The following is a 12,718-nucleotide window of genomic DNA, read 5'->3' on the forward strand; positions in this document are numbered from 1 at the left end:
GCGTTGGTCATCAGAAAAAGTTCTGATAGAAGTGAATCAGAATTAACTCTCAATGGTGCAATGCAAAATATGACTTCTTCTGCTATTCAAATCAAAAGTATCCTTCTGGCATTCCGTCCAAAAACTCTTACGGCGGCTTTAGTGCCTTGCCTAGCGGGAACCGCCTTGGTTCGCGCCATCGGTCTTTCTTGGGATGGTTGGGTTTTATTTTACGCTTTAGCAGCTTCGTTTTTAATTCAAATCGGAACGAACTTGGTTAATGACGCCGTTGATTTTAAAAAAGGCGCTGACACAGAAAAACGCATTGGACCTCAGCGTATCACGCAAGCGGGAATTCTGACGGCAGGTCAGGTCATGGCCTTAGGTTCCGTCTGCTTTCTTCTGGCTGTTCTTTGCGGTATTCCCCTGGTGATGAAGGGGGGCTGGGTCATCGTGGCCATCGGGATTGCTTCTGTGTTGATGGGTTATTCCTACACGGCGGGTCCTTTTCCTTTAGCTTATCTAGGTTTGGGTGATCTTTTCGTTATTTTGTTTTTCGGTCTTCTGGCCGTGATGGGCATCGTCTTCTTAAATACCGGCGAATGGATGCAAGAAGCTTTTGTCCTGGGATTGCAGATTGGGTTTCATGCCACTGTTCTGATTGCGATTAACAATCTTCGCGATCACAGTGGAGACGCCTTGGTGAATAAGAAAACTTTGGCAGTTCGTTTCGGTGTGAAGTTTTCTCGTTACGAAATCGCGACATTGTGTTTTCTGCCATTTGTACTCAATCTTTACTGGTGGTTTGAAGGCTACAAGATTCCAGCGATGCTTTCGATGTTTGCGTTGCCCTTGGCTTTTAAGATTACAAAAAATGTTTTCGGAACAGAGCCCAGTCCGGCCTATAATAAATTTTTAGGTCAGGCTGCGGGACTTCACTTGGTCTTCGGCCTTTTATTGGCGATAGGATTTGCATTTTGATTCAAATTTCATACAGCCCTTACTCTTTACAACCCTTGCAGGCGCTCAACGCGGTGGCGGGGGCTGGCGCTCGTGAAGGAGTGCTGCTGAAAATAGAGTGGGCCGATGGATTGAAAGGTTATGCAGATCTGCATCCGTGGCCAGAACTTGGTGATTTAACTTTAGAAGAACAGCTTTCAAATCTTCGCCGTGGCAAGATGTCGGCGCAAATTGAGCAGTGTTTTTGGCTGGCACGTCGAGATGCTCAAGCGCGCAAAGATGGCAAAAGTCTATTTGATGCCGGCGAAAAGTTAAAAAATAATTTTCTGCTTTCAGACTTCTCCGCAGTAAAGCCGGGTTTTCTTGATGAACTTAAAAAAGAAGGTTTCACCACTTTGAAAATTAAAGTGGGCCGCAATCTTCAAGAAGAGGCTGAGCTCCTCACTCATATTGCCGCTGCCGGATTAAAAATTCGCCTGGATTTCAATGCCGTGGCGACGTGGCAGATCTTCGAACGTTTTATGGGAAGTTTACCCGCAACCGTGAAGCCCTCTATTGAATACGTGGAAGATCCATTTCCTTTCGATGTAGCTGCGTGGTCTGAGGCAAAAAAACTCGTCAAGATTGCGGTTGATAACCAATACGACAAAGTGCCTTGGGAGAAATTACAGAAGGCGCCTTTCGATGTGATAGTCATTAAGCCAGCGAAAATCGACGTCGATAAAGCCATCTCGCAATGCAAGCAGTGGAATCTTAAAGCCACGGTGACTAGTTATATGGATCACGCGGTAGGAATCGCGCATGCGGCGGCTGTTGCGATGGAATTAAAAAAGCTGCACGGTGAGATGATATTGGAAGCCGGCTGCCTGACTCATCGTCAGTTTAAAATGGACACTTTTTCGGCTGAGCTCAACACTCAGGGACCCTACTTATTGAAAGTGAAGGGTCACGGTATCGGCTTTGATAAGCTGCTTGAGGGGGTGCCATGGCATCAGCTCAAGAAAAGTTAGATTTATATTCAGATAAAAATGAAATCTTGCTCAACCCGCGTCTTCCTAAAGAAGACTACGAGGCGCTTTATTCCCTGGCAGTTGCTATTCAAGACGAAAGAAAATTGACGGGACATGTCTGGATCGCGACATCGGGATCAACGGCGGATTCGGCGGCTCGGACAAAGCTGGTGGCTCTTTCCAAAGAAGCTTTAAGAAGTTCTGCTTCAGCCGTGAACTTTCATTTACAAAGCACTTCACAGGACGTGTGGACGCAAGTACTTCCGCCTTTTCATGTCGGTGGATTGGGGATTGAAGTGCGAGCCGAGCTTTCGGGTGCGAAAGTCATTTCCGCATTGAAAGAAGGCCGATGGGACGTCCATCACTTTTACGAAATTCTTAAAAGTGAAAAATGCACTTTGTCCGCCCTAGTGCCGACTCAAGTGTACGACCTGGTTTCTCATTCTTATCAAGCGCCTTCGACCTTGCGAGCGATCATCGTGGGTGGAGGCGCTTTTGAAGCAGAGTTATTTAAAAAAGCGCGTTCATTAGGTTGGCCCGTTCTTCCCAGCTATGGAATGACCGAAACGGCTTCGCAAATTGCAACGGCCGGCCTGGATTCGTTAAAAAGCGGCGAGTTTCCAGAAATGCATTTACTTTCGCATGCTACAGCCAGAACCAGTGAAGAAGGTTTTTTACAAGTGCAGGCCCGGTCACTTTTCACATGTTATGCGCAGAACACTTCGGAAGGGCCAAGATCTTGGGACCCCAAGAGCGACGGTTGGTTTACGACGGAAGATCGCGGCCAGGTGATTGAGGGGGCTCTTCATATTCAAGGCCGAAGCAAGGACTACATAAAAATTGGCGGCGAGGGGACCAACGTCGCGCAGTTAAGATCTGTTCTAGAGAATTGCGCCCTGGCTTTGAATCCTAGTTTTCCTTTGAAAGTGACGTTGCTTGATATGCCATCTGAAAGGTTAGGGTCTGAAATTCACATTGTCAGTCTGCTTTCAGAAGCAGAAACTGATAACATAGTGAAAGCCTATTCTGATAAAGTGCTTCCGTTTGAAAAACCTCGCAAGGTTCATTACGTGAAGAGCATTCCACGCAGCGACTTGGGCAAAATTTTGTGGGCGCAATTGAGGAGCTTGTTATGATTAAAAAAGAAGAAAATCCATGGTCGAAGGGCATCGTGCTTGTTTGTACGAAGTGCCACAAATCTATCAGCTCTAAAAGTTTGCACGAAGAAGGCAACGCCGGAGAAAATCTCAAAACTTTTCTAAAAAAATCATTTAAGGAAAGTGGCGATCTCTCTAAAATTCGTATTGTTACTTCGAGCTGTCTTGATGTCTGTATTGATGAGTTGCAAGCTTTATCCTACGCCAGTGTCGACGGGAAGACAGAGACATTCACGGTCCACCCCGAGGCAGACCGTGAAGAGTTGATGCAGATGTTACGTCAGAAAATTAAGGGCTAGTTAGAAAGAGTTCCCATCAGACTTTCTGTATAGAATCCAGGAAGCACCGGTGACACTGTTAGCTGCGTTCCATTTGGGATGCCGGACTTCGAGATATAGAAAGTTGCAGAGGCCATTCCACCTGGAATGGTCACAGAAGATCCCAGTGCTGTTGCACAGCTCGAATCACTGTAAAGTCGATCATTCACGCCGTCACCAAAACTGACGTTCAACGGAACGTTCAGACTTGTTGGTAAAAAGACAGGATTAGAAGCCTCATCTTTGCGAGTCACTGTCACGGCTACACAGCTAGGAGCCAAGGATAGATTCCAAAGACCCGAATCGGCGTGAAGAGCCATGCGACTAGCAACGGTTTTGACTCTGATCTCTGTATTATTGTTTGCAGTCAGACCACTTAATTTAAAGTGATAAGTGCCATCACCGATAGTGGGCTTGAAATACACCTTGGCTGAATCAGCACCCGCAGAAACCACGGCCTGTGTGACTTCATAGCCTGCGTAACAACCCGATGTCGCATAGAAGGTACCCACCGCACTTTCCACAGTTGCAAGATGGAGTGTCATGTCGGTGCTAGCTGGCATGCGAGTGCCATTTTCATTCATCACCACGACTTGGTATGCCTGACAAGAATGGCGAGCCACATCTCGAGGCCCCCAAATATCTGCTTTCGTGACTGTGTTTTGGCTCGAAAGATCCACCTTCATTTTGTATGGTGCAAAGTCATAACCGTAAGAACTACCCGATGCCGTCGTCGCGGAAATATTAAATAACTTATAGGCCTCTGTTTCGGTTCCAGAAACGTATTTCATATGGACTGTGAATTCATTGCTGTACGAGGGCAGGTTTACATTCGTCGATTCCGTGGTACAGGTGTTGTCTGCATAAAACTTCACCTTAGGGTCAGAACTGGTAAGGCTGAGAACGCCACCGGCATTGTTATCCACGGTCGAGTGGTTGTAGTTATTTGTGCGCATTTTCATCGGATAGCAGATGTCTTTGTAAATCTGATAGCGATGGTCTTCCAATGAAATCCAACGTGTCGCCGTCGAAGCAGAATCGCGCATGGTCACTGAATAACCTGTTGGGTTTGCCGTCAAAGCTGATGGAGAAATTACTTTGAAAGTCATGATGCCGGATTTGGCATCAACCGGAAATCGATAAATAATATCCACGCCATCTTGAGCCGCAGGAATGGAAAACGTTGTTAAGCCCGCAGTTCCCGCGGTATCGCTTTCACAATCTTGAAAGTTAGTATAGGCCGCAATTGGAGATGAAAGACTCTGAAAAGTTTTTTGAACGGAAAAACTAAGAGCCGACGTATGCGAAGCACGATGGCCCTGAGCATTTGTCAGATAGACCCTCATGTAATCACATTGTCCAGAGCCCGCAAAGCCTGCGGGCCAAGTTTTTTCAATATTCACTGTCGTGGCGGCTCCGGAGCCTCCGCCACCATGGTCTTCAGGATCTTGCAGAACAAGAATCGCCGTATCACCAATCAGCGTTTCGCCTTTGATATAGATGTAATCAACATCGGTGCCGTTACTTCCACCTACGATGCCCCAAATGTTTTCTAAATCATTCTTCGTAAGATAAAGATCGAAGGCTCCATCAGAACAGTCGCGATCGTTGGTCACGCCTGTAAGATTTGTTCCCGTTAAATCGGGAGTTGAAGGCGGTTGATGCCACGTCGTCTTATCAAAGCTTAAAAGAATATTTCCCACGCGGGCATCGCAGCTTCCTTGGATGCGCACATAGTTTTGCAAATCAAAATCCTGATCAAAAGGACTTGAGCCTTTCAGCGAAGGCGCTGGCAACTTTTTACCCAACGAAGCCACTTCCAATTCAGGACTTTTGCAACTTGTTAACAAGGCCGCAGAAAGGAATAAAACAGAGAGATATTTAGAGCTTACGTTCTTCATGAGTATCTCTTCGACAAAGGACGAGGGGTCCTTAAGATTCAGAATGAGATTCTTAGAAGAACTAAATTTCTTGTAAGCCTATTGATTCAGACTGAGACAAAAAGAAGAATGGGCTCGGTTATTTGCCCCAACCCTTCTCACTTTGAATTTGTTCGCGCAATTGCGCTTCAATTTTTTCTGCGGGAATCACTTCGCCACGACCGACACCAGGGCAGAAGGCTTTGACGTCTTTGGCCCAAGATTTCGCATTCATCACTTCAGGCCAGAAGGGCCATGTACGACATTGAGTCGGGCGTGCTTCATAAGCTCCGCAGCTTTTTCCTTTAAGAAACATACAGTCTGGATTTTTTGGATCTTCTTTGAGATGCCAGATGCCGTCGCTGCGAGCGCAGTATTTTTTTGTGAACTCTCCCACACGCATGTTGAAGTGCTTCGCAAAACGTTTGCGGTCTTCAAGACTTAAAAAGACATAGCCATATTCACCATGGGACGTGCAGCATTTTCCAGAGCCCGTACATTCAAAACGAACTCCCTTACGCCACCATTCATCACCCGTAAATTTGAACTCTTCCATCTTAGCCTTTCAATGCTTCCAAGTAAGGTTCCAAGCGCGATTTCATTTCGGCAGGCAAAGCTGCTTTTTGCTTGGTCTTTCCGTCGACGACAGAATGAACCATGTGAACCACCGCGTTTGTTTTGCCAGACTGAGTGAAAACATACTTCATTTTGAAAGAAGTTTCACCAAAACTCGCCACCGTCACTGCGATGTCGTAGGTTTGCCCAGGAAAAAAAGGAGACAAAAAGTCAGATTCCGTGTGGCGAATAGGAATGATCAGGTCACGCTGTCCAAACCAGCCCTGATAAGTGTAGCCGGCGGCTTGAATAAACTCTTCAAATGCGTCGTGGGCGAACCCGAAAATATTCCCGAAAAACATGATCCCCGCAGGGTCGGATTCCCTGAAAGTCAGGGTCTTTTTGGTGTGAAAGATTTTATTCATATTGTCTCGAACTTTAAGGCCGGAGAGCCCTTGACAGCAAGCAGATAAATCGACAAGTTATCGGCTTACGACCCACCTTCAGGAGTTCAAATTGCAGCGAAGTGTCATTGATCTTAAAGTCTATGATCCAAAGGATTTTCCGGCTTATTTGCCGAAGCTGAATAAGCTTTATGATGATCTCTTCGCTGGTGGAAAAGGCTTCCGCGCAAAACTCATCCGTATGATGAGTTCCAATCTTTCTTTAGATCCAAAAGCGGAACTTCTTTTAGGCCAAACCATTGAATTCATCCACAATGCTTCTTTGCTTCATGATGATCTTATTGATCGCTCCCATCTTCGCCGTGGCAAAACAGCGGCTTGGTTGAAGTACACTCCTGAATACGCCGTGCTTGCGGGCGATTATCTTTTGGCGCGCGTGATGGTGAATCTTTCCGGCCACGGCAATATCAAGCTTGTTCAATACACAGCGGAAGTGATCTCGGACCTTTTAGAAGGGGAGTGGCTTCAAGATTCTGTGGTGGGTGACTTCTTCGTGACCCTTGAACAATTGGATCGTATTCACAACTTGAAGACAGCCAGCCTGTTTAAGTGGTGTATTCGTGCGCCTTTCATCGCTCAAGAAAGATACGATGAAGAATTGCACCGTGTTCTTGAAGAGATGGGAACTTTGTTGGGACAGCTTTTCCAGCGCAGTGACGATCTTTTGGATTACGACATTCGTAACAACGAAGGCAAAGCCATCCTGGGTGATTTGAAATCAGGGTACTTGAATTCTTTCGGTGCCTTCGTATCTAAGGGCCGCTCTCGACAAGAGATCGACACCTTGGTGAAAAGCAAAAATCTTGAAGAGTATTACGCTAGCATCGGTGGCAAAGCTCAATTCGATCAAAAACTTCTTGAGTTCGACGAAATGAACAAAGGCTTAATCCAAATGTACAACCATCACTTGGAGCGCCTAAAAACTTTCTTAAAACCCGGTGAAGAAGGTTTGATCGAACAACTTCGTCCTTTGACCGAGATTCTTTATTGGAGAAGGAAACCGTCGTGAGTGAATTGATCACGCTTTCCAAGAATTCTCCTGAGTTTGAATCTTACTTGCTGGGCACATTCTCAAAAACTCAGCGCGCTCTTCCCGTGCAAACACTGAACGTAAACTCGGCGTCTGAAACAGTGACATTTCGTGTTTTGCCTATTGAAAGCATCAAGAAACCTTCTTCATTGACCGTGCTTTTGCAAACTTTCAAAGCGCGCAGTTTTTTACTGATTTTGGCGCCCTTGTTTTTGGTGTTAACAAAGAACATTGCCTACCGCACCGTCGTAGACCCTTTAACGACGGCTATTGCGACCATCGGCGTTTTGTTAGCTTTTATCGCCGTGAATTTGCGGAACGACTACATGGACCATATGAAGGGTGTGGATCGTGTGCTTGAAAGAAGTGGCAGCCGTTCAATCCAAAACGGGTGGGTGACGGCTTTTCAAGTCAAAAATTATTCGACGGTGCTTTTAAGCCTCGCGATTCTGTGCGCTCTTCCCATCATCTTTGCGTTCCCCGAAGTTGCAGGCGTGATTTTTTTAAGCCTGATTATCGGATTGTGGGCGCAGTTTAAAAAACAGAATTCATTCAAGTATCAAATCGGCGGAGAATTTGCGCTCTTCTTGATGCTGGGGCCATTGTTAACCGTCGGATATCAGCTTGCTATGGGAGCTGGTTTTGACTGGGAAAGCGTGTGGCTGGGCTGCCTTTGGGGCTGGCTCGTTCTTTTCGTCGTTCAATTGAAAAACTTCATGAACATCTTTCCAAGTGCACAGGCGGGCTTCACAAATACTGTGAACTGGCTAGGTTTTGATAAAAGCCGTCGTCTGTTGGCGGTTTGGTGGATCTTGTTTTTAGGTTTCAATCTGCTCTTCCATGTGAAGTACGCAGGATTCTATTGGGGATTTTATTTATCTTTGGTTTTAGTTTTTCTTTCTTTTAGTTTTATCTATAAGCTTAAAAATATTTCCAGTCCTGTTGGCAGCGAACTGCGTGCCGTTTTCAAAGCGGGATTTTATCTTTTCCTGATCACCATAGGCCTGTGGGTATTTGAATGTCTGTGGTATCTGGGAACGTAAGTTCAACTCGAACTTGTATTTTAGCTTCTGAAAATGCTTTAGAAAAAGCTCAGCAATGGGCTTCCTTTTTAAATTGTCCTGTAAATCCTGTAAATAAAGGCGATTTCTTTTTTCACTTCTTTGTGGAAGCAGACCGTGTGTACGTACGCGATCAGGAACGTCGTCTTTTGGAAATTGACTTTGATAAAAACCATCTGGATTACGAGCGCAAAGGTCATCGCGGTAAAAATGAACTTATCGCAAAGGCTTTGGGCGTCGCTAAGGGCTGTCGAAAAGTTTTGGACCTTTCTGTGGGCCTGGCCGTAGATAGCGTGTTTTTGACTCAACTGGGATTTCAAGTCACCGGCGTTGAAAGATCGCCTGTGCTTTATGCTCTTTTGAAGGAAGCGTTTGAAAAGACTCAGAAAGAGTATCTTAAATCTTACGAACTTTTTTATTCCGATAGTCTGAAATTTTTGAAAGAAAAAAAAGGCCAGATCGAAATCGACAGTATTTATTTTGATCCGATGTATCCCCATAAAAAGAAATCAGCCTTGCCGAAACAAGAGATGGTCGTTTTTCGTGATCTCGTAGGACATGATGACGACGCGGTCGAAGTGCTGAAAGAAGCTCTGACGTGGCCGGTGCAAAGAGTGGTTGTAAAGCGTCCACTGCATGCAGAGGAATTGTTACCCGGGGTTCGTCACGCGTACGAAGGAAAGGTGGTCCGATATGATACTTATGTGGTTGGGTAGTTTCTTTCTAGTGATGTATGGTCTGATGGAATCCCAAAAACATCTCGGGACGCTTTTCTCATCACTGCACAAAAAAGTTCTCAACATGGGGATGGAAACAAGCTTGGTGAAGACCTTCATCCGCTGCGCTGATGTGGTGGTTTTTGAAGTTTCGCCACAACGTTCATTGTACACCGGGATGGCCCTCTACAACTTGCGTGTTCTGCCGTTGGCTCCAGCGACTTTGATTATGGCGATGAGCACTTTGGGTGCTTGGTGGATTGCGATTCTAAGCCTTTTGTTCTTGGGCTTCAGCGGTTATTTTGTTTTAGGCCTTTGTATTTTAGGTCTGTTTATTTTTACTTCCAGTGCGAAAGCGAAAACACTTTTGCAATTTGCTTTCAGTGTAGGAATTTTTTTGATCGGCGGTGAGAGTATGATCAAAAATTCCACGGTGATTCAAAATCTTTTGGGGCAAAGTGATCTGGCTTTCTTTTTAGCTGATGGTCGCTTTCCTGCGGTTTTCACACTTCTTTTAGCAAGTCTTTTATTAAGTCTTGTTATTAAAGCCGAGTTTTGGACGCTGGTTCTGGGATTGAGTCTTCTTATGACCAGCACCGTTTCTTTAAACGGCGTGATGGGACTTGTTGTGGGTGAAAGAATAGCTCGCATGATTTTGTTCTGGTGGCACTCTCGAGCTTTGAATCAAGATTGCCAACGCATCGGAAAGCAGCTCTCGGCCGTTTCCATTCTTGGGGTGTTGATTGGTTTTTGGCTGGCGGGGGAAGCACGCAATCTTTTTTATTTTAATTTTTCAACGGACATGGCTTCGTTTCAGGATAAGAGCCTGCAATTTGTCGGACTCTTTTTGATGGTCTTAGTTTGTCAGTTCTTAGCGCAAATGATTTGGGGCCACTTCGGCAGCCGCGTCAAAGTCGATGAGCTGCAAGAGGCTCGCTATTTCCCATCCATGTGGAACGAGCGCGAATATCTTTCTTTACCTGCGATGGCCTGGGCGAAAGAGAAAGTGCAAAAACGTTTGAGCGAAATCCGTTACCATCTGCAAGGTCTGAGCTCTCTGAAAGAGGGGCAGGTGCCAGAGCACATTCAGAACCGCCTGAAAGATGAAGAACAGCAGCTAGCTCGCCTGACGTTCTAAACCTCGACTAAAGGCTGTGACTTGCGTTAAGGATGACACTCTCGAGTGTCCTCCTTACAATATTTTTCATGGCAGACGAGACTGATTATAAAGAGCGTATTTCCGAACTCGAACATGAACTCGCGGTGAAAGATGCCGAGCTTCATCGTTATCGATTAGAACTTTCCAAAGCGAACACGGCTCTTGAAAAACTAATCACCCAGATTAGTCAGGAACTGAAGTTTGCGCAGACGCTGCAAAAGTTTCTTTCTCCAACTGAACTTCCCAATGTTCAAGGTTTTGAATTCAGCACAAAGTTTTTGCCGGGCACGCGATCTGGAGGCGATTACTTTGATATCTTTGAACATGAAGACAAATTAAAATTCGGAATTCTGATTTCCAGCGCCAGTGGCTATTCCCTGTCTTCGCTTTTGCTTTCGGTAATTATTAAAATCTCTTCGCAGATGGAAGCACGTCGTGGGCTTGAGGCTCACAAGGTCGTGGCTCTGCTAGCCAAAGAGATCGTCCCGCACATTCTGAACGAAGACAAAGCCAGTGTATTCTATGGCGTCGTCGACCGCCGCAGCTATGAAATGCAATACTGTTCTGTCGGAGTCATCGACGGCTTTTTGCAGGTCTATGGTCAAGATGGCCTTGTCGAGCTTTTGCCAACGGGGCCCAGCTTTTCCAAAGATTTTAACACGGAGCCTCAAGGTCGCACAGTGCAGCTCAACCCCCGCGATCGTCTGGTGATTGCCACTGAGGGTCTGAAGAATTCTCAGAACTCTTTGGGTGTGAACTGGGGTGGACACGGCCTCTCTGAGGCGATTGCCCGGGCGCCGAAGCAAGGCGTTCACGAACTGCGCAATGAGATCTTATATTCGAACGAAAAGTACACCGGTAAGACGGATCCCGTGCGAGACCAAACCTTGATTGTCACGGAAGTGAAAGACAAGGTTATTAAGCTCGCTAAAACTTAACGGCTATAAGAAGTTTTGTGAAAAACGCTCTTCTCCAGAGCGTTCTTTTCTTGAATTCCAGCTCCATTTTCGTGGGTTCTTCGCCGGGGACCAAATCGTTTTCAACTACGAGTTTATGGGACTTTGGATGTGTAAGTCCGTGACTTGTTGTTGAATTTCTTGTTATGAGTACAATGTTTAAGTGAAAAGTCAGAAAGGAAACTACAATGGCTGAAGTAAATATCTACGAAGGCGCCTTGGATAAGGGTTTGGAAGGCGTTGTTGCGTGTACGACGAAAGTATCTTTTATCGTCGGTGATTCTTTAAATTTCCGTGGTTACACAATTGACGATCTAGCGGAAAACTCAACATTTGAGGAAGTTACTTACCTTCTTTGGAATGACAAAATGCCTAACGCGAAAGAGCTAGAAACTTTTTCCGCGACACTTCACAAAGAAATGGCATTGAGCCCAGAATTTATCAAAGTTCTTAAAGCAATCCCTACGAACGTTCACCCCATGGGTTGGTTGCGTACAGCTGTTTCATTGATGGCTCACTGGGATTCTGATGCTAATGACAACTCTCCTGAAGCGAACCTTCGTAAATCAGTTCGTTTGACAGCAAAAATGGGAACTTTGCTTTGTGCATTTGATGCTATTCGCAAAGGCCAAGAGCCTGTTCAACCGAAGACTGATAAATCTATCGCTTGGAACATGATGTACATGCTTGGTGGCGGCAAAGAGCCTAATGCTGAGCACGTAAAAGTCATGGACACGTGCTTGATCCTTCACGCGGACCACGAATTGAACTGCTCTGCATTTGCAACTCGTGTAACGGCTTCTTCATTGTCAGATCTTCACTCTGCGATCGTTTCTGCGATTGGTGCGTTGAAAGGACCTCTTCACGGTGGTGCCAACGAACAAGTGATCTTGATGCTTCAAAAAATCGGCACAATGGACAAAGCACAACAGTTTGTTAAAGACGCTTTGCAAGCCAAAGAAAAAGTCATGGGTATCGGTCACCGCGTTTATAAAAACGGCGACCCTCGTGCTCGTATCTTGCGTGGCATGTCTGACAAATTGACTAAAGCCGCTGGCATGCACCACATGTACGAAATGTCGACTTTGATTGACGACACTATGTACAAAGAAAAAGGTTTGATGCCAAACGTAGACTTCTATTCAGCAACTGTTTACTTCTCTATGGGTATCCCAACAGATCTATTCACTCCGATCTTTGCGGCTTCTCGTATTTCTGGCTGGTGTGCGCATGCGTTTGAACAATACGCAAACAACCGCATTTATCGTCCTCGTGGTAAATGGGCAGGTAAAGAAGGTCTTAAGTGGACTCCTGCAGCTCAAAGATAATTTGTTGAGCTTCAAATTTTCTACTTCGAAAGAGGAGACTTCAGGTCTCCTCTTTTTTTTGCTCTTTTGCATAATATTTTTTTTTCGAAATATATGCGTCCCTAGCC

At 45.6% G+C, this 12,718-nt stretch carries 13 protein-coding genes; 10 read left to right on the top strand and 3 right to left on the bottom strand.

All coding sequences use genetic code 11. From position 1 onward, the window contains the following. Window positions 1-60 precede the first annotated feature (60 nt). From menA to AZI85_RS08265, 4 genes are read left to right on the top strand one after another with little or no spacing between them, the layout of a single operon-like run. Entirely contained in the window at window positions 61-960 is a 900-nt protein-coding gene (gene menA, locus AZI85_RS08250; RefSeq protein WP_063243857.1) for a 1,4-dihydroxy-2-naphthoate octaprenyltransferase, read from the top strand. Beyond that, window positions 957-1,949, top strand: coding sequence for an o-succinylbenzoate synthase MenC (gene menC / locus AZI85_RS08255; RefSeq protein WP_063243639.1), 993 nt, complete (start codon window positions 957-959; stop codon window positions 1,947-1,949). The genes menA and menC overlap by 4 nt, the downstream gene beginning before the upstream one ends. Continuing rightward, entirely contained in the window at window positions 1,925-3,085 is a 1,161-nt protein-coding gene (locus AZI85_RS08260; RefSeq protein ID WP_063243640.1) for an AMP-binding protein, read from the top strand. The genes menC and AZI85_RS08260 overlap by 25 nt, the downstream gene beginning before the upstream one ends. Beyond that, window positions 3,082-3,405, top strand: coding sequence for a (2Fe-2S) ferredoxin domain-containing protein (locus tag AZI85_RS08265; protein WP_253720910.1), 324 nt, complete (start codon window positions 3,082-3,084; stop codon window positions 3,403-3,405). Before AZI85_RS08260 ends, AZI85_RS08265 begins: the two co-directional genes overlap by 4 nt. Here the strand turns inward: AZI85_RS08265 and AZI85_RS08270 are convergent. From AZI85_RS08270 to AZI85_RS08280, 3 genes are all read right to left on the bottom strand, one after another. After that, a complete protein-coding gene (locus AZI85_RS08270) occupies window positions 3,402-5,324 on the bottom strand; it encodes a hypothetical protein (protein WP_063243641.1) in 1,923 nt (640 codons plus the stop codon). The genes AZI85_RS08265 and AZI85_RS08270 overlap by 4 nt on opposite strands. Before the next feature lie 118 nt (window positions 5,325-5,442). Further along, window positions 5,443-5,898 (bottom strand): YkgJ family cysteine cluster protein, encoded by a 456-nt coding sequence (locus AZI85_RS08275; protein WP_063243642.1) that lies wholly within the window; start codon window positions 5,896-5,898, stop codon window positions 5,443-5,445. Window position 5,899: 1 nt separating this feature from the next. After that, window positions 5,900-6,322: an acyl-CoA thioesterase gene (locus AZI85_RS08280; RefSeq protein ID WP_063243643.1), complete on the bottom strand. Its 423-nt coding sequence runs from the start codon at window positions 6,320-6,322 to the stop codon at window positions 5,900-5,902. A gap of 91 nt (window positions 6,323-6,413) precedes the next feature. Here AZI85_RS08280 and AZI85_RS08285 point away from each other — a divergent pair, with 91 nt between their 5' ends. From AZI85_RS08285 to AZI85_RS08310, 6 genes are all read left to right on the top strand, one after another. Beyond that, the gene (locus tag AZI85_RS08285) at window positions 6,414-7,370 is read left to right on the top strand and encodes a polyprenyl synthetase family protein (protein ID WP_063243644.1); all 957 of its coding nucleotides are present in this window, start codon (window positions 6,414-6,416) and stop codon (window positions 7,368-7,370) included. Further along, window positions 7,367-8,434, top strand: coding sequence for a prenyltransferase (locus AZI85_RS08290; RefSeq protein WP_063243645.1), 1,068 nt, complete (start codon window positions 7,367-7,369; stop codon window positions 8,432-8,434). Before AZI85_RS08285 ends, AZI85_RS08290 begins: the two co-directional genes overlap by 4 nt. Further along, window positions 8,410-9,168: a class I SAM-dependent methyltransferase gene (locus AZI85_RS08295; RefSeq protein ID WP_253720911.1), complete on the top strand. Its 759-nt coding sequence runs from the start codon at window positions 8,410-8,412 to the stop codon at window positions 9,166-9,168. Before AZI85_RS08290 ends, AZI85_RS08295 begins: the two co-directional genes overlap by 25 nt. Further along, window positions 9,146-10,306, top strand: a complete 1,161-nt coding sequence (locus AZI85_RS08300; protein WP_253720912.1) for a hypothetical protein — start codon at window positions 9,146-9,148, stop codon at window positions 10,304-10,306. The genes AZI85_RS08295 and AZI85_RS08300 overlap by 23 nt, the downstream gene beginning before the upstream one ends. Window positions 10,307-10,374: 68 nt before the next feature. After that, the gene (locus tag AZI85_RS08305) at window positions 10,375-11,265 is read left to right on the top strand and encodes a PP2C family protein-serine/threonine phosphatase (protein ID WP_063243647.1); all 891 of its coding nucleotides are present in this window, start codon (window positions 10,375-10,377) and stop codon (window positions 11,263-11,265) included. A gap of 206 nt (window positions 11,266-11,471) precedes the next feature. Next, window positions 11,472-12,611 (top strand): citrate synthase, encoded by a 1,140-nt coding sequence (locus AZI85_RS08310; RefSeq protein ID WP_063243648.1) that lies wholly within the window; start codon window positions 11,472-11,474, stop codon window positions 12,609-12,611. Window positions 12,612-12,718: the final 107 nt, after the last annotated feature.

Source organism: Bdellovibrio bacteriovorus (assembly GCF_001592755.1).
Lineage (GTDB): Bacteria > Bdellovibrionota > Bdellovibrionia > Bdellovibrionales > Bdellovibrionaceae > Bdellovibrio > Bdellovibrio bacteriovorus_E.

What these genes read in the sequence shown, in the direction of transcription:
- AZI85_RS08275 (WP_063243642.1), bottom strand. Translation starts at nt 5,898, where the DNA reads ATGGAAGAGTTCAAATTTACGGGTGATGAATGGTGGCGTAAGGGAGTT.
- AZI85_RS08260 (WP_063243640.1), top strand. Translation starts at nt 1,925, where the DNA reads ATGGCATCAGCTCAAGAAAAGTTAGATTTATATTCAGATAAAAATGAA.
- AZI85_RS08300 (WP_253720912.1), top strand. Translation starts at nt 9,146, where the DNA reads ATGATACTTATGTGGTTGGGTAGTTTCTTTCTAGTGATGTATGGTCTG.
- AZI85_RS08310 (WP_063243648.1), top strand. Translation starts at nt 11,472, where the DNA reads ATGGCTGAAGTAAATATCTACGAAGGCGCCTTGGATAAGGGTTTGGAA.
- AZI85_RS08280 (WP_063243643.1), bottom strand. Translation starts at nt 6,322, where the DNA reads ATGAATAAAATCTTTCACACCAAAAAGACCCTGACTTTCAGGGAATCC.
- AZI85_RS08305 (WP_063243647.1), top strand. Translation starts at nt 10,375, where the DNA reads ATGGCAGACGAGACTGATTATAAAGAGCGTATTTCCGAACTCGAACAT.
- AZI85_RS08295 (WP_253720911.1), top strand. Translation starts at nt 8,410, where the DNA reads ATGTCTGTGGTATCTGGGAACGTAAGTTCAACTCGAACTTGTATTTTA.
- menA (WP_063243857.1), top strand. Translation starts at nt 61, where the DNA reads ATGCAAAATATGACTTCTTCTGCTATTCAAATCAAAAGTATCCTTCTG.
- AZI85_RS08265 (WP_253720910.1), top strand. Translation starts at nt 3,082, where the DNA reads ATGATTAAAAAAGAAGAAAATCCATGGTCGAAGGGCATCGTGCTTGTT.
- AZI85_RS08270 (WP_063243641.1), bottom strand. Translation starts at nt 5,324, where the DNA reads ATGAAGAACGTAAGCTCTAAATATCTCTCTGTTTTATTCCTTTCTGCG.